We start from the raw sequence: 20,380 nt of genomic DNA, 5'->3' as shown, positions 1-20,380 counted from the left end.
CTAGGGCTTGCAGATTCGCGTGACGGCCTCGCGCACCACTTCACGGCGGCGCGCAATCTCGTCGGCGTCGACGTTCTGGTTGTCCGCCACACCGGGTGCCACCACCCAGCCGAACACGAGGCCGAACAGCATTGTGATCAAGTCCTGGGGATCCCAGTGCTTCGAGATGATGCCGTCGTCCTGTGCCTTGCGGATCGTGGCCATTCGCGGAACCCAACTGGAATGTTCCTCGGCCAGCTTCTTCATCCGTGGCGCCTCACCCTGCAGTTGACCCCAGATCATCATCCGTTGAATCTGCGGTTTGCCGAGCATCGCGTCGAACAGTTCGACGGCATGCGCGGGCATGTCTTCACCGGTGAACTCGACAGACTCCATTGCCTGCTCGAAGTCGACGTCGAGCACCGCGTGGAACAACGCGACCTTGTCGCCGAAATAGGCGTAGAGGCGCTCCTTGCTGGCGTTTCCGTTCTTTGCAATCCGATCGATGCGCGCACCGGCAAGCCCGTAGGTGCCGAATTCTTCTTGCGCGGCGTCGAGGATTCGCTGTTTTGTCGCGGTCACATCAGTGGGAGCCATAGTGATGATGGTAACCGAACGAACTATTTCGTTTGACTCACCCGAGAAGGCTGGAATACCTTTTTCGAATGACCACCACGTCCCACGTCGACGGCGGCACTCTGCCACCGATCCCGGCCGCCTCCGAGAATCCGAATCATCAACGTCGCTGGCTGGTGCTCTGCATCGTCGCCTTCGCTCAACTCATGGTGGTGCTCGACGGCACCATCGTCTCCATCGCGCTACCCGCGGCCCAGGAGGAACTGGGCATCAGTGACCTGGACCGCGCGTGGGTGGTCACGTCGTACGCCCTGGCGTTCGGAGCGCTGTTGCTCCTCGGCGGCCGAATCGCCGACTACTGGGGCCGCAAGCGCTCCTTCATCGTCGGCATGGCGGGCTTCGCGGTTGCCTCCGGCATCGGTGGCATCGCGCAGAGCGGTATCGAACTGTTCATCGCCCGCGCCGGCCAGGGCGTCTTCGCCGCCCTGCTCGCGCCCGCAGCACTCTCGATGCTCACCACCACCTTCATCGGCGAGAAGGAGCGCGCCAAGGCTTTTGCGGTCTATGGCGCAATCTCCGGCGGTGGCGCTGCCATCGGCCTGCTCCTCGGCGGAGTTCTGACGCAATACGTCGACTGGCGCTGGTGCCTGCTCGTCAACATCCCGATCGCGCTGATCGCCATCGCTGCAGCCGTCCCGATCGTCAAGGAGACCAAGGCGCACGGCGACACGAGCTACGACCTTCCCGGCGCGATTCTCATCGCGCTCGGCCTCGGCTCACTGGTCTACGGATTCACGCGCGCCGAGCACGGCTGGGGCCAGGCAGACACCCTGCTGTTCATCGCTCTGGGCCTGGTCTTCCTCGCGATCTTCGTGGTCGTCGAGAGCCGCAGCAAGAATCCGCTTCTGCCGCTGAGTGTTCCGTGGCATCGTGATCGCGGCGCCGCTCTGATCGGCTCCATGTTGGTGGGCGCCGCCCTGCTCGGCGGCACGTTGTACCTGACGTTCTACCTGCAGATCGTGCTCGGATTCAGCCCGGTCATGGCCGGCGTCGGATCGCTGCCGATGGCATTCTTCATCGTCTTGGCGTCGACCATCGCAGCGCAGTTGTCCACCAAGATCGGCCCCAAGCCGCTCATGGTCGCCGGCCCGCTGGTGGCGGCGGTAGGACTGCTCTTGCTCACGCAGATCGAGGTACACAGCTCCTACTGGACGCACGTGTTCCCAGGCCTCGCGATCTTCGGATTCGGACTCGGCCTGCTGATGGTGCCGATGCAGAACCTCGCACTGATCGGTGTTCCCGACCACGACGCCGGCGCTGCCAGTGCCCTGGTCAACGCCACCCTGCAGATCGGCGGCGCACTCGGCACCGCACTGTTCACGACGATCTACGCTTCGGCCAAGTCGGCCTTCAGTGCAGACAACGCGATGCCGACGCCGCCGGAAGGCATGCCCGTCGACATGTCGAACGCGACCATCCCGACCGGGGACCAACTGGCGCTACTCCCCCAGCCGGTGCAGGACTTCGTCGCCTCGATGACGGACTACTTCTTCGGCGCCGAGGTATCCGGATACTCCGCCGCATTCGGTTGGGCGGCAATCCTGTTGGCGATCATCGCACCGGTTGTGCTGGTGCTGGTCCGCGCCAAGAAGGGTGATCTGCCCGCCGAGGGTGCAGTCCACATGGGGTAAACCCCTGTGCGCCTTTATTAACCGCCCGCGGTTAATAGAGGCGCACAGCAGGTTAGGCCTGCTTCAACACCTCAGCCACCGGAGTGCTGCTGCGTCCGATCAACTTCTGCAGGTCACCCGACTCGGTGTCCAACGCCCCCTTGGCAATTGCAGCATCGGAATCAGCGAGGATCTGCGCAACCGGTGCGGGCAGTCCGACGCTCTCGAGAATGCCTTCGTATGCCTGCTCGTCCACGAACTGATACACGACGGGCTTACCCGCGAATTCGCTGATCTTCTCGGCAAATTCGGCGTAGGTGAGCCTCTCGTCACCGCCCAACTCGTACACGGCGCCCTCGTGACCATCGGTGGTTGCGACCACTGCGGCGGCGTCGGCGTAATCCGCACGCGCTGCAGCGGCAATCTTTCCGTCGGCTCCCGCACCGACAAGTGCGCCGCGATCGATCACGCCGGCCAGATCGTTGGTGAAGTTCTCCCAGTACCAACCGTTGCGCAACAGTGCGAACGTAATACCGCTCCGAGTGAGTACGTCCTCGGTCGCCTTGTGCTCGGCAGCAAGCTTCATCGGAGTGTCCTGAGCGTCCAAAATGCTCGTGTAGGCAATGAATCCGACACCGGCAGCCTTCGCCGCCTCGATGATGTTGGTGTGTTGTGCGAGCCGTGACCCCACTTCACTTCCCGAGATCAGCACCAGCTTGTCGACGCCCGCCAATGCGGTTTCCAACGCCGAGGCATCGGCATAGTCCGCTTGACGTACAACTACTCCGCGGGCGGCGAGGCTTTCCGCCTTCTGTGGATTGCGGACCACTGCGACGATGTCGGATGCGGCGGTACCCCGCTCGATCAGCGACTCGACAACAAGTCGTCCGAGGTTTCCGGTTGCGCCGGTGACTGCGATGCTCATGCGAACTCCCGATCCAGGTTGAAATGCAAATGCGTTCTGCAACCATCATGCACTTATTTTTCGTAAGTGCAACACTTCGAGTTAGCGCTATGGGATCGTGCAGTAGTAACCTGGGTACATGACCAGCACCGACTCACCTTCACGTGCTGCCCGGACTCCTGATCCGAATGCCGACGTCGTGGATCCCACGCTCGAGGCTGACGTCTTCGCTCGCGGATGCAACTCTCGGGCGGCGTTGCAGAATGCAACCGGACGCTGGGGCGCACTCGCACTGGCAGCGCTGAACGAAGGCCCGTACCGGTTCAGTGCCCTCCGTCGGCGCGTCGACGGAGTCAGCGAGCGCATGCTCTCGCAGACGCTGCAAACACTCGAGCGGGATGGCCTCGTGCACCGTGAGGTACTCGAAACCATCCCGCCCAAAGTGGAATACAGCCTGACCGAACTCGGCGCCGACGTCGCCGCAAAGATCACGGCCCTGATCGAATTACTCGAATCGCAGGTGCCGAAAATCGTTGCGTCACAAGCGTCGTACGACGCCCGGAATCAGCTCAACTTGTCCGAGAGCTGAGCGATGAACTCGTCGAACGCGTAAGGAACGCTCAGCACGGTCGGAGCAGATGTAGCCATCGCGTAGTCCATTCCAACCAGGCGAACCAGACGGCCGTTCGACACCGAGGTCATGTTCGCGAACGGACCGAAGGACATCAGCTTGTCCAGGTTGGTGCCGTCGGCGTCGATGAGAATGAAGACATCGGCGTCGAGCGTGTCGATCGATTCCATCCCCACGGACACCGAACTGTCGCCGGAAGTGCACACTGCGTCGACACCGGGCGAAGTCTTCACCCCGAGCTGGCCGAGAAGACGGATCCGCGGGTCGGTGCCGCAGAAGACGATCAAACCCTCGTCGGTGCGCATCGCATACGTGGCGGTTTTGCCCTGGAACTGCGGGTGATCAGCGGCCTGCTTCTCGAAGTACGCCCCGGTCTCGTCGATCAGCGTCTGAGCCTGCGCCGGCTGTCCGAGCGCTGCGCCGATCATGCTCATCTGCTTGTCCCATGCCGTATCCCACGGCTGGTCGGGGAACGCGACGGTCGGCGCGATGTCGCTGAGACGCTTGTACTCGCCCTCGTCGATGCCCGAGTAGACGGCGAGGATCACGTCGGGGTCGAGCCCGAGGATCTGCTCGAACGGAATGTCCGGATTGGTCGTCATGAGAACGGGCTTGGCACCGTTCAGACGCGAAGCGTCCCAAGGCAGGATGTTGTTCTCGATGCCGTCGCCGGAGAAGCTCTCCATCGCGACCGGGACCTTGTTCAGTGCGATCACCGAATCCTGACCACTCCATCCGATGGTCACGATGCGCATCGGCTCCGCGTCGATCGTCGTCGAGCCGTAAGTGTGGTCGACGGTCACGGGGAAGGCCCCCGCCTCGGCGGCGCCCGAAGCTTCGGTGTCCGATCCGGAATCACCTGAGGTTCCACAGGCGGAGAGCGTCAGCGCGACGCAAGCCGCGAGCAGTACGGAACGAGTTTTCATGAGTGGTCCTTCGAAAGCCGGATGGTCGACTCGGGACGCTAATGCGTTGCGCGCCTACACCCCGACTCGAAGGCCTCAGATGGCGGTTTCGCAACACAACTCGACACAAAAGACGAAAAACCCCGTGCGCCTTTCCGGTAGTGCGAACTACCAAAAAGGCGCACGGGGCCGAAGGCCCTGCCGTCAGAAGTTGATCATGTGGCCGGCGAGGCCGTGGATCGCTTCCTGCAGTGCCTCACTGAGTGTGGGGTGGGTGTGGACGTTGCGTGCCAACTCGTTGACCGTGAGGTCCCACTTCTGGGCCAAGGTCAGCTCGGGCAGCAGTTCCGAAACGTCCGGCCCGATGAGGTGTCCACCGAGCAGTTCGCCGTACTTCTTGTCGGCGATCAGCTTGACGAAACCGGTCGGGTCACCGAGACCGTGCGCCTTGCCGTTGGCGGCGAACGGGAAGTTCGCGACCTTGACGTCGTAGCCCTCGGCCTTGGCCTGCTCCTCGGTCAAACCGAACGAGGCGACCTGCGGCTGGCAGAACGTCGCACGCGGCATCATGCGGTAGTCACCGAGTGTCTGCGTCTCCGCGCCGCCGATGGTCTCGGCAGCGACGACAGCCTGAGCTTCCGCGACGTGCGCGAGCTGCAGCTTGGCGGTGACGTCACCGATCGCGAAGATGTGCGGGACATTGGTGCGCATGTAATCGTCGATCGCGATGGCGCCGCGATCGGTCAACGCGACACCGGTGTTCTCGAGGCCGAAGCCCTCCACCCGCGGAGCGAAGCCGACGGACTGCAGAACCTTGTCGACGACCACGGTCTCGATCTCGCCGGACTTGTTGTCCTTGATCGAGACGGTGACCTTGCTGCCGTCGTCGCTGATGGACTGCACAGCGGCACCGGTCTTGATGGTGACGCCGAGCTTCTTGTACTGCTTGGCGATTTCCTTCGAGACGTCGGCGTCCTCGTTGGGCAGTGCCCGATCGAGGAACTCGACGATCGTGACGTCGACGCCGTAGTTCTTGAGGACGTAACCGAACTCCATGCCGATCGCGCCGGCACCGACGATGAGGATCGAACCCGGAAGGTCACGGGTGAGGATCTGCTCTTCGTAGGTCACGACGTTCTCGCTCAGCGAGGTACCGGGCAGCAGCTTGGTGTACGAACCCGTCGCGATGATCGCGTTGTCGAACGTGATCGTCTCGGTGCCGCCCTTGCTCAGCTCCACGCTGATGGTGTTGGCGTCGACGAACGTGCCCTTGCCGTCGTACTCCGGGATCTTGTTCTTCTTCATCAAGAAGTGAATGCCCTTGACTCGCCCGTCCGCGACCTTGCGGCTGCGATCGAAAGCGGAGCCGAAATCGAAGGACACGTCTCCGGACATGCCGAACGTCTTCGCTTCTTTCGTGAAGATATGCGCGAGTTCGGCGTTACGGAGAAGCGCCTTGGACGGAATGCAGCCGACATTCAGGCATACACCGCCCCAGTACTTCTGCTCGATGATGGCGGTGCTCAGGCCCAGTTGTGCCGCGCGGATAGCAGCGACGTACCCACCGGGGCCGGCTCCGAGGACAACGACGTCATAGTGTGAGGTCACGATTCACCAGGGTAGTCCTGCATCGTTTCGCTGTCCCCAGATGGTCGCATTACCCGTCGGTAGCCCACACTTCTCGGGCAACTCGGGCGAAATTTCCGCCGTACACAGCCTCGATCGACGGCTCGTCGAACCCCCGGTCACGCAATACCTGATCGAGTGTCAGCACGTCCTCCGGAGGAGTCCACTGCAGTGGCCCCCACGCGGTGTACGCCTCGGAGAACGACGACGGGTTCTGTTCGATCTCTTCGCGGAAGTCCTCCGTGTCGAACGAGAAGTCGGAGCCGATCCCGACATGATCGATGCCGACGAGTCCGACAGCCTCTTCGACGTGGTCGGCCATCGCGGACAGCCGAGCCCGGTCGTCATCCGGTCCGTTGACTCCGAGGAAAATGCCGACGCCGTTGATCCCGATGACACCCCCGGTCTGCGCGCAGGCTCGCACCTGATCGTCGGTGATGTTGCGCGGATGCTCCCACAACCTCCGGAGGTTGGAGTGGCTGTAGATCATTGCTCGCTGGGTGATAGCTGAGATGTCCAAACCTGTCTGCACCGAACAATGAGAGCCATCGACCGTCATTCCGACGCGATTCATCTCCGCAACCAGGTCACGGCCGTAGCCGCTCAACCCCGTGTCCGCCAGGTCCAGGCAGCCACAACCAGCGGCGTTCATGTAGTTGTAGGTCGGCAGCATCGAGCGAACCCCGAGGTCGTAGAAGTACGAGACGTTGCCCGGATCCCCCTCGAGCGGATTCGAGTCCTCCAGGTCGAAGGCCAGGGCAATTCCACCGGACTCCTGCACCTCGACGACGTCGTCGACGGTGAAGACGGGGGTTATCTCCGGAAACTCGACCCGCGCCTGCCACGCGAAACTCTTGGCCATTGCCGTCGAGTCCGCGCGAGTCTGCGGCGAGTATCCGACGTTCACCGAAACGTAACTCCCCGCTGGGCGCTGATATCGGAGAAGATCATCGATGGACGCGTTCGACTGCAGAGGTAGGCAACAGTGCTGTTCCCATAGTGGATATGTCCGGTTCACTCACTAATCCCGTCGATGATCAGGGAAATTCACCTGAAACTGGTCGTACGTTCAGCAAATCTCTGGTTCACTGGCGGATAACGCACCGATGAGGTAGAACTTACAAGACTCACAGGCCCTGTATCTATCGACACGGCATGTAAACAGCATGAAGTCCCGCACGGGAACAGCAACAAAGGACCGTTCACTCCTGGGCGGATTCGAAGGAATTTTAGGTGGAGGTTTCTGAACGTATGCGTGCTCGCACTTTCAAGCGTGGCCGTCTGGTCGCCGCTGTAGCAGCAGTATCCGTGCTGCCGATGCTGATCAGCCCTGCCGTGTCGTCCGCAGGTGGGGACCCGTCAACCACCACGGCAACTGTAGCCAAGGTCAACACAACGGGTTCCAAGCTCTCGAGCCGCACGGACAGCGGGCGCATCGCCACCATCAAGGTGTACTCCCCGTCCATGAAACGCGATATTCCGCTCGAAGTCATCCTCCCGGCAGATGGCAGTGAACCCCGCCCCACGCTTTACCTGCTGAACGGTGCAGGCGGCGGCGAAGACCGGGCGACCTGGCAGCGCCAGACCGACGTCAACGAGTTCTTCGCTGACAAGAACGTCAACGTCGTCACCCCGCTCGAGGGTGCATTCAGCTACTACACCGACTGGGTGAACGACGACCCGTCTCTCGGCCGTCAGAAGTGGCAGACGTTCCTGACCCAGGAACTCCCGCCTGTCATCGATGCCGAGTTCAACACCAACGGTGTCCAGTCGATCTCCGCGATCTCCATGACCGCGACCTCGGTTCTCAACCTCGCCATCGCAGCACCGGGCCTCTACAAGGGCGTCGGCGCGTACAGCGGATGCGCCGAGACCAGCACCCCCGTCGGCCAGTCCTCCATCGAACTGGTTGTGGGCATGCGCGGCGACGCTGACGTGACCAACATGTGGGGCCCCCTCGACGGACAGGGCTGGATCGACAACGACCCCGTCGTCAACGCCGAGAAGCTCCGCGGCACCGAACTCTTCATCTCCACCGGCTCCGGACTCCCCGGCCCGCACGACACCCTCAACAACGAGGCGATCAACGGTGAAGTTGGCACCCTCGCCAACCAGGTCATCGTCGGCGGCATCATCGAGGCAGCAGTCAACTACTGCACCCACAACCTCGCCTACCGCCTCAACGACCTGAAGATCCCGGCCACCTTCGACTTCAAGCCGACCGGCACCCACTCGTGGGGCTACTGGGAAGACGATCTCCACAACTCCTGGCCGATGCTCGCTCGCTCGATGGGCATCTGACCGAAATCGTTTCAGCTCGACCCCGCTCCCATGCACTTCCGGGAGCGGGGTCGAGTTCTTTTCAGGGCTAGTTCGAGGGTTAATTCGAGGGCCAATTCAATTGTCAGGCAAGCAAATCGCGTCACTTTCTGCTGCCGCTCTGCTTTACTGACACATAACAAAAGTGAACCTGTTCCAGTAAGGGCTCACAGGCACTTCGATCCGTTCCGGATCCGAAGACATTCAGGTGGAGGATCCGAACGTATGCGTGCTCGAATTTTCAAGCGTGGCAGTGTGATCGCAGCTCTCGCAGCGGCCACGGTGCTGCCGATGTTGATCGGTCCGGCGACGGCTTCTGCGGGCGGTGACACATCCGGATCGCACGTCGTGAGCAACACCAAGACCGGTGACCGCAAGGTCACCATCTCGGTCTTCTCCCCGGCGATGGATCGCAACATCCCGCTCGAGGTCATCCTCCCAGCGGATAGCAGTGAACCCCGCCCGACGCTCTACCTGCTCAACGGGGCAGGCGGCGGCGAAGACTCGGCGACCTGGCAACGCAAGACCGACGTCATGAACTTCTTCCAGGACAAGAACGTCAACGTCGTCACTCCGCTCGAAGGCGCATTCAGCTACTACACCGACTGGGTGAACGACGACCCGGTTCTCGGTCGCCAGAAGTGGCAGACGTTCCTGACCAAGGAACTCCCGCCCGTCATCGACGCCGAGTTCAACACCAACAAGGTCCAGTCGATCTCCGCGATCTCCATGACCGCCACGTCGGTCCTCAACCTCGCCATCGCAGCTCCCGGCCTCTACAAGGGCGTCGGCGCGTACAGCGGATGCGCCGAGACCAGCACTCCCGTCGGTCAGAGTGCGATCGAACTTGTCACAGGTACCCGCGGCGGAGCTGACATCACCAACATGTGGGGCCCGCTCGACGGTCAGGGCTGGAAGGACAATGATCCGGTCCTCAACGCCGAGAAGCTCCGCGGCACCGAACTCTTCATCTCCACCGGCTCCGGACTCCCCGGCCCCCACGACACTCTCGCCAACCCCGCGATCAACGGTCAGGTCGGTGCGCTCGCCAACCAGGCGATCGTCGGCGGCATCATCGAGGCAGCAGTCAACTACTGCACCCACAACCTCGCCTACCGTCTGGGCGACCTGAAGATCCCGGCCACCTTCGACTTCAAGCCGACCGGCACCCACTCGTGGGGCTACTGGCAGGACGATCTCCACAACTCCTGGCCGATGCTCGCTCGCTCCCTGGGCGTCTGACCCGATTCGTTCTCACTCGACCCCGCTTCAGCGTTTCGGGAGCGGGGTCGAGTGCTGTCGGGAGTGAGCAGTAAGAATGGACGTATGACTTCCGATCCGCAGTCCACCACCGGCGACGACCCCTACCTCTGGCTCGAAGACGTGACGGGTGAGTCTGCACTCGATTGGGTCCGTCAGCACAATGCCGTGACCGAGGAGCAGCTCACCGACAACGAACGCTTCGGTCGACTGCAAAGCGACGTGCGCGAGATCCTCGATACCGACGCGCGAATCCCCTACGTTCGCCGTCGCGGTGAGTTCCTCTACAACTTCTGGCGAGACAGCACCCACGTTCGCGGATTGTGGCGACGCACGACGTTCGATCAGTACGTCACCGCTGACCCGGAATGGGACGTCCTCGTCGACCTCGATGCCCTGGCCGAGGCCGAGGGCGAGAACTGGGTCTGGAAGGGCACACAACTTCTGCGCCCACACCGCAACCGTGCATTGATCAGCCTCTCCCGCGGTGGGGCAGACGCGGCGGTCGTTCGCGAGTTCGACATCGAGAAGCGCGAGTTCCTCGCTCCCGAGGGCGAGAATCCCGGCTTCTACCTTCCCGAGGCCAAGACCGACATCGACTGGATCGACATCGATACCGTCTACGTCGGAACGGATATCGGCCCGGGGTCGCTCACCGATTCCGGATACCCCCGCCTGGCTCAGCGCTGGAAGCGCGGCACTCCCCTCTCCAGCGCAGAGTTGGTGTACGAGGGCAATGCCACGGACGTGGCGATCTCGGCTTCGCACGATCCGACGCCCGGGTTCGAACGGGACTTCGTCACTCGCTCGGTCGATTTCTACAACTCTCAGCATTTCGAAGTTCGCCCCGACGGTGAACTGGTACTCGTGGACGTCCCCGAGGACGCCGGGATCTCGATTCACCACGAGTGGTTGTTGATCCGCACCAAGTCCGTGTGGGTCGTCGAGAACACCGAATATCCGACCGGCGCGCTGCTTGCCATCCGCTACGACGATTTCCTTGCCGGCTCACGAGCACTGACATCGATCTTCGAACCCGACGCACATTCCTCACTCGAGCACTACACCTGGACACGCGATCATCTGATTCTCGTGGTACTCACCGACGTCCGCACCACGCTGCGCATCCTGACACCGGGCGAAAACGGCTGGGAGGAACGGCCTTTCGAAGGGCTCCCAGAACTGACCAGTATCGAAATTCTCGACACCGACCCCGATGTCAGCAATGAATACTTCGTCAACTCGAGTGGATACACCTCCCCTGCAACTCTTCTGCACGGCGTGATCGGCGAAACCGAACCCACTGCCCTCAAGCAGGCTCCCTCGTTCTTCGATGCCGAGGGCATCACCACAGAGCAGTTCTTCGCCACCTCTGCCGACGGCACCCAGGTTCCGTACTTCGTGGTGCGCAGTCCGCGTAGCGAGCCCGGCCCCACCCTGCTCTACGGGTACGGCGGATTCGAGATCTCGCTGACGCCGTCGTACAGCGGTTCTCTGGGCCGTGCCTGGCTGACGCAGGGCGGCACCTACGTGGTTGCGAACATTCGTGGTGGCGGCGAGTACGGACCCGGTTGGCACACACAGGTTCTCAAGGCCGGGCGCCACAAGGTGCACGAAGACTTTGCTGCCGTCGCGAGGGACCTCGTCGATCGCGGAATCACGACCCCGGATCTTCTGGCAGCTCAGGGCGGAAGCAACGGCGGCCTGCTGATGGGCATCATGCTGACCAAGTACCCCGAACTCTTCGGCGCCATCGTCTGCCAGGTTCCGCTGTTGGACATGCGGCGATTCCATCTCCTGCTGGCCGGCGCTTCGTGGATGGCCGAATACGGTGACCCCGATGTCCCGGAGGAGTGGGCATTCATCTCGGAGTACTCGCCGTATCAGAACATCGACGCCGCCGCGTCGTACCCACCGATCCTGATCGCGACGTCCACCCGCGACGACCGCGTCCACCCTGCGCACGCCCGCAAGATGGCTGCAAAGCTGGAAGAGGTCGGCAAGCCGGTGCTGTATTTCGAGAACATCGAGGGTGGCCACGGCGGCGCCGCGGACAATGCTCAGCTGGCCTTCAAGACTGCGCTGACCTACGAGTTCCTCTGGCAGAAACTCGCCTGATCTTTCAGCGGTCGCGTAACCACGCGACGACGCGCTCGCTCACAGCGGTGGGATTGCGTATCCAACCGTTGTGACCGAGTGGTTCGTCGATGTGCGTCATCGTCACCTGGGCCCCGGAGAGCTTGTCCACCAGGTTCTTTGCCGACCGGCGCGGAGCGAGATCGTCCCCTTCGATCGTGATCGACAGAACCGGCAGGGTCAGGCGAGCGATCCGCTCCTCGTAGTCGATATCCGCACCGACGGGTTCCATGCGACCCGTCCTGGCGAACCGGGCCCAATCGGTGATCAGTACCTTCGACTGTCGACCGAAGCCGCCCACATTGACCCGGTCTCCCGGCCAGAAACCGGCGATGTTGGCCGTCACCGACATCGCGGACGACCCCAGATAGAGTCCGGGCGCGCGGATTCCGGGGAATCCACGGTGATACGGCGATCCGGACGCAACCAGGATCAAACCGCCGAGCCGGCCCCGAATCCTCGACGCGTACATCACCCCGATCTGGCCGCCCATGCTGTGCCCCATCAGAAATGGCGTGCTGGCCGGAAACCGCTCGCGCACCACCTCGAACGTCGCCGGACAATCGATCGAGACCAGTTCCTGATATCCGAAAGCGCTCGACGCGCTCGGGCGCGGTTTGCTGTCACCTTGGCCGCGCAGTTCACCGATGGCCGCATTGAAGCCGGCTTCGACCAGGGCCTGCGCCACCGGATCGTAGAACCCGGCGGGAACTCCGAGCCCGGGCAACATCACCACCACGGGCGCGTCGTCGTTCGGTCCGGGAAACAGACGGATCGGGGTCACGGTGCCGTCGGGGAGTTGGATCGGTACGGTCTCCATTCAACTCACACTAACCACCCACGCCGCGGATGGGCAGAGCCCACGCGCCGACTATTCGAGGCTGCCCACGATCAGCGGATCCGGAGTACCCACGATCTCGTAATCCTTGTTGTCGTAATCGAACTGACTGAGCACATGACGCATTGCGTTTATCCGCGCGCGTTTCTTGTCGTTGCTCTTGATGACGGTCCACGGAGCGGTGGCGGTATCGGTGAACCGGATCATCTCTTCCTTCGCCGCCGTGTACGCATCCCACTTGTCCAGCGAAGCGATGTCCATCGGCGAAAGCTTCCACTGCCGCACCGGATCGACCTGTCTGATCGCGAACCGCGTGCGCTGCTCGAGCGGTGAAACCGAGAACCAGAACTTGATCAAGCTGATGCCGTCATCAACGAGCATCTGCTCGAACAACGGCACCTGGCGCAGAAAACGCTCGTGCTCCTCGTCGGTGCAGAAGCCCATGACCCGCTCGACCCCGGCCCGGTTGTACCAAGACCGATCGAACATCACCAGTTCCCCGGCTGCGGGAAGGTGCTGCACATAGCGCTGGAAGTACCACTGCGTCGACTCACGGGCCGACGGCTTCTCCAATGCGACGACGCGAGCGCCACGAGGATTGAGGTGCTCCATGAATCGTTTGATCGTTCCGCCCTTGCCGGCAGCGTCGCGTCCTTCGAACACGATGGCGTGCCGTGCGCCGGTTTCCTTCGACCAGTTCTGCAGCTTGAGGAGTTCGATCTGCAGCAGACGCTTGGACATTTCGTACTCGTCCCGAGGCATCCGTGCGTCGTACGGGTAGCCCTCCCGCCAGGTGTCGACCTCGAAACCCTCCGGCGACGTCAGCAGCACCGGATCATCGTCGTCGTTGTCGTCGACGGTGAAGGCGGCGGTGTCGGCCAGATCGACGGCGGTCGAGAGATCCGCGAAGGCGCTGAGGAACGGTCGGCGTTCTGCTAAATCGGTCACCGCCGACAAGTTAGTCTCCCGCAGCAACCGTTCGGTGACGCTGGGATGAACTACCGGGGTATGACACGGCGGTCTCAAAAGATCAGGGTGCAGATGGGGGTCGTCCCCGATGGTGCGCGGCGCCATCTCGCTTCAGAATTGAAGCATGACATTCGAAAGCAACACACCTCGCCCCTTCACCCGTTCCAACGACAAGAAAATGTTCGCCGGAGTGTGCGGCGGAATTGCAGATTACTTCGGCGCCGACGTAAATCTTGTCCGTCTACTCGCCGTTATCGCCGCTATTTGCACGGGCGGAACCGCGGCTTTGGTATATCTCGCCGCCTGGATGCTCATGCCGTTAGGTTGAGAATTCCGGCAATTGACATGGCGAGAATTACGCGCCGCCAAAAGGTATTTCGGGGCCTACGCGCCAACACGAGCAGGCCCCGAAATCAACAATCTACTTGGCGGCCTTCAACTCTCCACCGCTGAGCGCAGCGAGGGCCTCGAGACCCTTGACGGCCAGGCCACTGACGCTGCCCAACCCCTGACCGATGATCGCACCGACTGAGCCGGCAGCGTCCATGACAGATCCTTCAAGCATGACGTTCTCCTTTAGATGTTCAGTGGTTCACTTGGGACGAGCAAATGACGCCGATCAGAAAACTCAGGGAACGACAGGCGGCGTAAAGCTGAGGGTGTCGAGAGATCCGAAGATTCCACCGGCGGTGTCAGCCAGTGAACCGAAGAGGTTTGCACCGACATTGTCCAATCCCAGCAGCATTGTCAGCAAAGCCTGCATCGGTGCACCGTCCCCATTCGGACCACCGAGAATATCCATCAACGAACCCATGTTCAGCTCCTCGCGTAGGTGATTCTTTTTACCGTCGGTGACGATTATCGAACCAGTCCGGCGGTAGACACTCGACGTGTCGACAGTCACATTAATCCGCGAGATAACGACTCGACCCCACTACGGACAATTACCTTAATTAGGACGAATTCGACAGAAATTTCCCGAACACAAATCGTCGATTCACCACAAGTTCCGACGCAAGTTGCTCTTTATCGTTCGACTACCTCACGATTTTGTTCAGAAACTGCCTGCAGAAGCGTCGTGAACCCCACCCGCAACAATTCGACATAGTGCTCGATATCCGGCATCGTCTCTCGCGAGACGATGACATTGAGCGTCAGAGAACCTCCACGCGCGGCAATGAGGAAGTGGCGCAGAATGTCTCCGTCGACCGGCGCCTGCCCGCCGAGAACTGCCACCGCCGGCGCACCTTCGAAAACATTGCCGTCGACCGATACCGGGACATTGCTGATCGTCGTGTTCTGAATGACCTTGTGCGAAGGGTCCAGCTTGTTGAGCCGACGCGAGAGACCGGTGAGTCTGAGCAGAGCCGCAGGCGAGGTTTCGATGCGTGTGCCGTAACGACGGACGGCTGGGTGCGCACTCCGCCCCTTTGCCATCAGCGCCGAATCCCTGATCAGTGTCAGCCGCTCGACCGGATCTTCGACGTCCGTGTGCAGATCGACCGTCAACAGCGCCAGTTGGTTGGCCGATTCCCATTCGGCTATCTGCCGCATCGATCGGGGAACCATCGCCGCCAACCCACTGGCCGACTTCTCGCCCTTCTCCGACAGGTAGGCGTCGAGAGCACCGGCGACGACGGTCAGGAAGATGTCGTTGACCGTCACGTCCGGAACGGCCGCTCGGATCGCTTTGATGTCTGCGCCGTCCAGCGTCAGGAAATCGATCGTGATGTCTCCACCCAGCACGCCGTTGAATCGGGTCGGTAGGCGGTCGGCCGAGTACGTAGGTAGCTCTCCGGCCTCTTCCGCCTCCCGAACCGTCTCGGCCGCAACCTTTGTCACGGACAGACCCCGGCCGAAACGGATCGCCTGGCCGGGCAGACCCACGACCGTGCGCCCGATCAAATCCAGCGACGAAAGCCCCGAACCGGCACGCTTCGTCTCCGGTTTCGGCGGACCGGAGAACAGAAGGTTGGTCAGATCGCGGATCGCCAGACCGTCACCGGCCCCGTGGTGGGTCTTGAGCATGATCAGCGTCAGATTGCCAGGTAGCTCGTCGATCCCGTGCACGCCGGTCATGACGTGCAACTCCCAGGGCGGCCGGGACAGGTCCATCGGCTCCCCGAGCGAGCGCCCGAGCAATTCACGAACCGGCGCCCACCCGGCAACAGGGGCACGATGGACGTGCACGTGATCATCGACGTCGAAATCGGCCGGGACCCAATAGGGATAATCCAGATCCAGCGGAACTCGCTGGAGTCGACTCGTGAACAGTGGCCAGTACCCGAATCTTTCGGTGATCCACCGAACCGCGTCGTCGTGCGTCATCTCTGCGAGCGGATGGCCCGTCGTGTCGAAGAAGTAGGCGCAGACCATGTGGCTCAGATGTCCGCCGGACTCGTTGTAGACGAACTCCGCGTCTCGCGGTCCCATCTGAGATACCGCGGCTGGCAACGAGTTCCGAAAGATCATGCATGCCCCTCAATTCCGACGCTGAACGAATGTCCGAATTGTAGCGAGCTGACATGCAGATCCTCTGGGTTCTGCTCGGAATCGTTGGGTATCACCGGATCCAACAATCGGAGAAGGTGCCTGCGATTCCGATCGATCAGGAGGCAACCTCTTGGTTAGGTGAATCCGCAGTCTGCATCGCGGCTGCCGCCGCCAAATCATCGAAACTTGCTCGCAGTAGTTCGATGTAATGGTGGAGATCGGGCATGGTCGCGGTATCCGCGATGACGTTGAGGGTCAGTCCCCCACCTGCTGCGGCGACCATGAAATGCCGTAGCCCGTCTCCGTCGATGGGCGCTTGCACTGCAAGCACAGCCGCGCCTGGGGCGCCGGCAAGCGTCAACCCTTCGACCGAAAGAGGAATGTTACTCACCATGGTGTGCTGGTAACGCGGTCGATCGAGGCTGTGATCGTTCTGCTTGCGCGCGTACGCCATCAATCGCATCAACGGCGCCGGCGTGGTCTCGACTGCGGCCCCGGCACGCCTGACCGCGGGATGGGACGTGCGCGCCTTCTCCGACCGTGCCGAACGCGAAATGAGCGCCAACCTCTCCAACGGGGACTTGACCTGGGTATGCATATCCACCAGCAGAGCCACCAACTGATTCGCCGACTCCCACGCTTCGACCTTGCGTACCGAGCGAGGAACCATCGCGATCAAGGAATCGCTTGGCCTTTCATCCTTTTCCGTGAGGTAGCGCGTCAGAGCGCCTCCGACGACGGCGAGCAGAACGTCGTTGACAGTGGCACCGGGCACCGAATCCTTGATCGCACGGACCTTCTCCCCGGACATTGTCATCGGTTCCAGTGAGGCAACTCCACTCACCTTGCCGTTGAATCGAACTGCAGGCCTCTCGGTGAGGCTCTCCACCCATTCTCCTGCCCTCTTCGCGACGTCAGCATCTCTCTGAGCGCGTCGGTTGCCTGGTACCTGCCGTGCGAAGCGATATATTCGGCCGGGAAACCCCAGTAGCGACTTGGTGAATATCCTCGCTCGCACAAACGGCACAGACGGTTCGGCCCCAGCCTGCTGCGCGGTGCCCGAAAAGATGGTTTCGCCCAACATCCTGATGGCGATACCGTCAGCTGCACAGTGGTGAGATTTGAGCACCACCGCCGTCAGTCGGCCCGGCAATTCTTCAAGTCCCTCCAAACCCACGAAGAAGTGCAGTTCCCACGGCGGGCGGCGCAGGTCCATCTTGGTGGTCAACAACGCGCTCAACGGCTTTTGCAGTGCTGCCCATCCTGTGTCATTGATCTTGTTGACGTACACGTGCTTTCGCACGTCGAAGTCGGGGTCTTTCACCCAGTAGGGATGGTCGAGTCCCAACGGAGTCCGTTGGACTCGTTGAGTGAACATGCGATCACATCCAAGGCGTGCGGTAACCCAGTCCACTGCCTGTTCTGCCGTGAATTCCGCGCTTGGGTGTAACGATGTCTCGAAGAAGTACACAGCGATCAGATGGTTCAGGTGACCATCGCCCTCGTGATAGATGAATTCGGCGTCGCGTGGGTTCAGTTGTGCCACCCTTGCGCCTGACATGTTGTACGCGCCCATGGAACTCCTTGTATCGCGACTGGTTGCCCGCACATTCGCCTGAGCGTGAAAATGACTGTAAATCCCATGATTGCAAAACCGATGGTCCCCGAAGCCACAGGGCTACGGGGACCATAGTTTCAAGCAAGTTCAGATTGTGCAGGTTCGCCTGTCTGCTCCGCTACGATGCTGTCCTCGACAACCGAACTATATGCAGTCGCTCGAGTGATCACGGCTTTTGTGGAGGATCCTTGATGATCTTGCTTCCAGTGGAAGTGAGACCAAGCATGTTCGATACCCACGTGATCATTCCGGTTAAATAAGTTTGCAGCATGACCGATTCCGTTCTTCTATGGCGTGGGGGAAGACGACAGCGCGTTCAAATACTTCACAAACGTGCCCACGAGATCGACCGATCCGAAATCGACGATCTTGGACAGGTAGTCCAGGAAGAGATCGAACATCTTTTCTCCTTCTCCTTTTACAGGCCGGCTACGGAGCCGAGGACCGATTGGACGCTGCCCGCCGCAGCCTCACCGAGCGCACCGCCCATGTTGAGGCTTCCGGTGATCGACACGAAGATTCCGTCAACGACCTTGACCAAGTAGAACAGTGGATCCACGAGGGATCCGACGTCAACGCTTGCGAGCGCACCTATCAAACTAGCTGTGTCCACCGTATTTCACACTCCTTGAGATTGATTTCGTTCACTGGGTAAAGCAATTCACTTCTCAGTCGACGTTCGGGAACCACCCGAAGTCAACCGAGGCGATAAACGGGGTAAACAAAGCCATCCCGAGAATGTTTTTGATCAACCCCCCGGCCTCGCCCTCGAGAACGTCCGCAATCGATCCCAGATCCATCATTCGCTCCTGTCATCAAAAACATTGGAAGAAGAACTTGCAGGTGCCGTCAACTGAGGTCGATTGCCGAAACCAACGATCCGGTGACCCCGTCGATTCCCGGCATGAGCGAACCGGACCAGACGTTACCCAGCAGGTCGGTGAACAATGCCGCCGTTGTCTGCAGGAACATGACGATCATATTGAATCCCACGCTTTCGATTGGCCGCGAATACTCACGGAACATTTACATTGGAATGCTTGATGCAGCCCACAAAGAACCGGTCCGAGCAGCAATTAAAGAATCCCAGTCGAACGATGAAGCCGAGATCCTCCGGGGCTGGTGCCCACTTTCCGCGGCTGTGACTGACATCAAGGTAGTGCAATAGGATCCGGTTTGGGTGCTTTTTGCCCAAGAATTTCAGATGGATCTGAAACCTGTTCCATATTCGCAGGTCTAGCGTCCAAGATGCCTGAAAATCAAGCAAAATGGAATAGCAACCGGAATTCACGTCGTCCGAAAGGCTTAGTACTTGAGGGTATTCAGGACAGAATTATCCACCAAAAGAACTAGAGGTATCCGCACTTCACAGGTTAGCGGAGGCGAACAATCGGGACGGAAAATATCAAACATCCTTCAACATTCGGATAGATGAAGCTTCTCGTTCCCCACCTTCTCGATACACCTGTTACGCCATGAGGTTGTCCACACACACGCGGCCATCCACAAAGTGGCTTCTGAAACCGCGCCGTCAGGCCCTTGCCGCCACAGTGCATACGTGGAAGTTGTCACGAGAAACCAGTTGCTCGAGCAGGGCACTTCGAGCAGTTCGATCTCCCGATCCACGCGGTCAGGGCGTCTCCATCGAATCCTGCCGTCGGTGTACTCCACCGAAGAACCTGGATACTTCGAGCGTTGCGTCGCGGTCACACTGTGGAAGCCCGAGGCCGTCCTCAGCCATACCAGCGCGGCCTGGCTGTGGGATCTCCTGCCGGAGGAACCACGCTTCGTCGAAGCCACCGTAGCTCCCAGCGTCCGAGCAGGCAGTCCGCAGTGGGTACGGCTTCACCGACGAACAGGAGTCTCGTCGGATGAATGGATGGGTTTACCGATCGTGCCGATCGAGCAGTGCTTCATCGACGTCGCGACCACGTTGCCACGGCCGGAACTCGAGGCCTTCTTCGACGCGGCGGTATCGACCCGAGTGCCGTGGAAGTCGATGGCCCAACTGTGTGATGCGAGCCGCGGCAGGCACGGGATCCGCGCCGTACGGGAACAACTCCGCACCTGTTGCCCGCTCACTCGTTCGGAACCGGAGCGAGCAGTCGCCCGTGCGCTGACTGCGCGCAACGTCCACCTGGAGATCAACGCTCGGGTCGGCCCCTACTTCGGCGACCTGGTCGACACGCGAGCCCGGGTGATCGTGGAGATCGACGGGCGCGAATTCCATACCGACCCCGCAACTTTCAACAACGATCGACGGCGTCAGAACGCACTCGTTCTCGACGGATGGATGGTGTTGCGTTACTCCGCCGCCACCGCGATGGCCCATCTAGACGCTGTGGCGGACGAAATCATCACAGTGGTCCGAAGACGCCGACACAACCGGGCGTAAGCGCGGGCGTAAACGCACACAGCATCGAGCGTGCAACGGGAAACCGCGATCGCGTCGCAGT

At 61.0% G+C, this 20,380-nt stretch carries 20 protein-coding genes; 7 read left to right on the top strand and 13 right to left on the bottom strand.

Annotation, left to right across the window (positions count from 1 at the left end; all coding sequences use genetic code 11):
- On the bottom strand, nt 1-576 hold the full coding sequence (locus tag ACFT1A_RS11360) for a TetR family transcriptional regulator (RefSeq protein WP_378447068.1): 576 nt from the start codon (nt 574-576) through the stop codon (nt 1-3).
- A 68-nt stretch (nt 577-644) separates the two neighbouring features.
- Here ACFT1A_RS11360 and ACFT1A_RS11355 point away from each other — a divergent pair, with 68 nt between their 5' ends.
- Nucleotides 645-2,246: an MFS transporter gene (locus ACFT1A_RS11355; protein WP_378447067.1), complete on the top strand. Its 1,602-nt coding sequence runs from the start codon at nt 645-647 to the stop codon at nt 2,244-2,246.
- A 52-nt stretch (nt 2,247-2,298) separates the two neighbouring features.
- On the opposite strand, the gene ACFT1A_RS11350 is transcribed toward ACFT1A_RS11355, so the two are convergent.
- Nucleotides 2,299-3,150, bottom strand: coding sequence for an SDR family oxidoreductase (locus ACFT1A_RS11350; protein WP_378447066.1), 852 nt, complete (start codon nt 3,148-3,150; stop codon nt 2,299-2,301).
- 118 nt (nt 3,151-3,268) lie between these two features.
- On the opposite strand from ACFT1A_RS11350, the gene ACFT1A_RS11345 reads away from it, so the two are divergent.
- Nucleotides 3,269-3,718, top strand: a complete 450-nt coding sequence (locus ACFT1A_RS11345; protein WP_378447065.1) for a winged helix-turn-helix transcriptional regulator — start codon at nt 3,269-3,271, stop codon at nt 3,716-3,718.
- Here ACFT1A_RS11345 and ACFT1A_RS11340 read toward each other — a convergent pair.
- From ACFT1A_RS11340 to ACFT1A_RS11330, 3 genes are all read right to left on the bottom strand, one after another.
- The gene (locus ACFT1A_RS11340) at nt 3,694-4,686 is read right to left on the bottom strand and encodes an iron-siderophore ABC transporter substrate-binding protein (RefSeq protein WP_378447064.1); all 993 of its coding nucleotides are present in this window, start codon (nt 4,684-4,686) and stop codon (nt 3,694-3,696) included. The genes ACFT1A_RS11345 and ACFT1A_RS11340 overlap by 25 nt on opposite strands.
- A 183-nt stretch (nt 4,687-4,869) precedes the next feature.
- Nucleotides 4,870-6,273, bottom strand: coding sequence for a dihydrolipoyl dehydrogenase (lpdA, locus tag ACFT1A_RS11335; protein WP_003941477.1), 1,404 nt, complete (start codon nt 6,271-6,273; stop codon nt 4,870-4,872).
- A 49-nt stretch (nt 6,274-6,322) separates the two neighbouring features.
- Nucleotides 6,323-7,309: a dipeptidase gene (locus tag ACFT1A_RS11330; protein WP_378447063.1), complete on the bottom strand. Its 987-nt coding sequence runs from the start codon at nt 7,307-7,309 to the stop codon at nt 6,323-6,325.
- Nucleotides 7,310-7,542: 233 nt separating this feature from the next.
- Here ACFT1A_RS11330 and ACFT1A_RS11325 point away from each other — a divergent pair, with 233 nt between their 5' ends.
- The 3 genes from ACFT1A_RS11325 to ACFT1A_RS11315 all read left to right on the top strand — a co-directional run bounded on the left by ACFT1A_RS11325 (nt 7,543) and on the right by ACFT1A_RS11315 (nt 11,988).
- A complete protein-coding gene (locus ACFT1A_RS11325) occupies nt 7,543-8,592 on the top strand; it encodes an alpha/beta hydrolase (RefSeq protein WP_378447062.1) in 1,050 nt (349 codons plus the stop codon).
- Between the two features lie 243 nt (nt 8,593-8,835).
- A complete protein-coding gene (locus tag ACFT1A_RS11320) occupies nt 8,836-9,852 on the top strand; it encodes an alpha/beta hydrolase (protein WP_378447061.1) in 1,017 nt (338 codons plus the stop codon).
- Nucleotides 9,853-9,936: 84 nt separating this feature from the next.
- A complete protein-coding gene (locus ACFT1A_RS11315) occupies nt 9,937-11,988 on the top strand; it encodes a prolyl oligopeptidase family protein (RefSeq protein ID WP_378447060.1) in 2,052 nt (683 codons plus the stop codon).
- Nucleotides 11,989-11,992: 4 nt separating this feature from the next.
- Here ACFT1A_RS11315 and ACFT1A_RS11310 read toward each other — a convergent pair whose 3' ends face one another.
- A complete protein-coding gene (locus ACFT1A_RS11310) occupies nt 11,993-12,826 on the bottom strand; it encodes an alpha/beta fold hydrolase (protein ID WP_042450422.1) in 834 nt (277 codons plus the stop codon).
- 51 nt (nt 12,827-12,877) lie between these two features.
- Nucleotides 12,878-13,792: a polyphosphate kinase 2 gene (gene ppk2, locus ACFT1A_RS11305; RefSeq protein WP_283567056.1), complete on the bottom strand. Its 915-nt coding sequence runs from the start codon at nt 13,790-13,792 to the stop codon at nt 12,878-12,880.
- A gap of 145 nt (nt 13,793-13,937) precedes the next feature.
- On the opposite strand from ppk2, the gene ACFT1A_RS11300 reads away from it, so the two are divergent.
- Nucleotides 13,938-14,141: a PspC domain-containing protein gene (locus ACFT1A_RS11300; RefSeq protein WP_003941534.1), complete on the top strand. Its 204-nt coding sequence runs from the start codon at nt 13,938-13,940 to the stop codon at nt 14,139-14,141.
- A gap of 93 nt (nt 14,142-14,234) precedes the next feature.
- Here the strand turns inward: ACFT1A_RS11300 and ACFT1A_RS11295 are convergent, their stop codons facing one another.
- The 6 genes from ACFT1A_RS11295 to ACFT1A_RS11270 form a co-directional block, all read right to left on the bottom strand.
- Nucleotides 14,235-14,378, bottom strand: a complete 144-nt coding sequence (locus ACFT1A_RS11295) for a hypothetical protein (RefSeq protein WP_003941503.1) — start codon at nt 14,376-14,378, stop codon at nt 14,235-14,237.
- Between the two features lie 63 nt (nt 14,379-14,441).
- Entirely contained in the window at nt 14,442-14,627 is a 186-nt protein-coding gene (locus ACFT1A_RS11290; RefSeq protein WP_223304379.1) for a hypothetical protein, read from the bottom strand.
- Between the two features lie 212 nt (nt 14,628-14,839).
- Complete coding sequence (locus tag ACFT1A_RS11285) at nt 14,840-16,285, bottom strand: wax ester/triacylglycerol synthase domain-containing protein (protein ID WP_378447059.1); 1,446 nt, start codon at nt 16,283-16,285, stop codon at nt 14,840-14,842.
- Between the two features lie 136 nt (nt 16,286-16,421).
- Nucleotides 16,422-17,882 carry a wax ester/triacylglycerol synthase domain-containing protein gene (locus ACFT1A_RS11280; protein ID WP_378447058.1) on the bottom strand — a complete coding sequence of 487 codons (1,461 nt, stop codon included), beginning with the start codon at nt 17,880-17,882 and terminating at the stop codon, nt 16,422-16,424.
- Between the two features lie 460 nt (nt 17,883-18,342).
- Entirely contained in the window at nt 18,343-18,537 is a 195-nt protein-coding gene (locus tag ACFT1A_RS11275) for a hypothetical protein (RefSeq protein WP_031331808.1), read from the bottom strand.
- Nucleotides 18,538-18,773: 236 nt separating this feature from the next.
- Nucleotides 18,774-18,917: a hypothetical protein gene (locus ACFT1A_RS11270; RefSeq protein ID WP_153212751.1), complete on the bottom strand. Its 144-nt coding sequence runs from the start codon at nt 18,915-18,917 to the stop codon at nt 18,774-18,776.
- Nucleotides 18,918-19,482: 565 nt separating this feature from the next.
- Between ACFT1A_RS11270 and ACFT1A_RS11265 the strand changes: the two genes are divergently transcribed.
- Nucleotides 19,483-20,319 (top strand): DUF559 domain-containing protein, encoded by an 837-nt coding sequence (locus tag ACFT1A_RS11265; protein WP_378447057.1) that lies wholly within the window; start codon nt 19,483-19,485, stop codon nt 20,317-20,319.
- Nucleotides 20,320-20,380: the final 61 nt, after the last annotated feature.

Origin of the sequence: Rhodococcus sp. NPDC057135 (genome assembly GCF_042670865.1) — a bacterium.
Classification (GTDB): Bacteria; Actinomycetota; Actinomycetes; order Mycobacteriales; family Mycobacteriaceae; genus Rhodococcus_F.
The sequence above is the reverse complement of the archived record's forward strand: the minus strand, read 5'-3'. Positions and strand labels throughout refer to the sequence as shown.

Bases quoted from the DNA above. Each gene is read 5' to 3' on its own strand.
- ACFT1A_RS11355 (WP_378447067.1), top strand. From the start codon at position 645: ATGACCACCACGTCCCACGTCGACGGCGGCACTCTGCCACCGATCCCG.
- ACFT1A_RS11320 (WP_378447061.1), top strand. From the start codon at position 8,836: ATGCGTGCTCGAATTTTCAAGCGTGGCAGTGTGATCGCAGCTCTCGCA.
- ACFT1A_RS11280 (WP_378447058.1), bottom strand. From the start codon at position 17,882: ATGGGCGCGTACAACATGTCAGGCGCAAGGGTGGCACAACTGAACCCA.
- ACFT1A_RS11325 (WP_378447062.1), top strand. From the start codon at position 7,543: ATGCGTGCTCGCACTTTCAAGCGTGGCCGTCTGGTCGCCGCTGTAGCA.
- ACFT1A_RS11310 (WP_042450422.1), bottom strand. From the start codon at position 12,826: ATGGAGACCGTACCGATCCAACTCCCCGACGGCACCGTGACCCCGATC.
- ACFT1A_RS11360 (WP_378447068.1), bottom strand. From the start codon at position 576: ATGGCTCCCACTGATGTGACCGCGACAAAACAGCGAATCCTCGACGCC.
- ACFT1A_RS11350 (WP_378447066.1), bottom strand. From the start codon at position 3,150: ATGAGCATCGCAGTCACCGGCGCAACCGGAAACCTCGGACGACTTGTT.
- ACFT1A_RS11345 (WP_378447065.1), top strand. From the start codon at position 3,269: ATGACCAGCACCGACTCACCTTCACGTGCTGCCCGGACTCCTGATCCG.
- ACFT1A_RS11295 (WP_003941503.1), bottom strand. From the start codon at position 14,378: ATGCTTGAAGGATCTGTCATGGACGCTGCCGGCTCAGTCGGTGCGATC.
- ACFT1A_RS11340 (WP_378447064.1), bottom strand. From the start codon at position 4,686: ATGAAAACTCGTTCCGTACTGCTCGCGGCTTGCGTCGCGCTGACGCTC.
- ACFT1A_RS11285 (WP_378447059.1), bottom strand. From the start codon at position 16,285: ATGATCTTTCGGAACTCGTTGCCAGCCGCGGTATCTCAGATGGGACCG.
- ACFT1A_RS11300 (WP_003941534.1), top strand. From the start codon at position 13,938: ATGACATTCGAAAGCAACACACCTCGCCCCTTCACCCGTTCCAACGAC.
- ACFT1A_RS11315 (WP_378447060.1), top strand. From the start codon at position 9,937: ATGACTTCCGATCCGCAGTCCACCACCGGCGACGACCCCTACCTCTGG.
- ACFT1A_RS11290 (WP_223304379.1), bottom strand. From the start codon at position 14,627: ATGGGTTCGTTGATGGATATTCTCGGTGGTCCGAATGGGGACGGTGCA.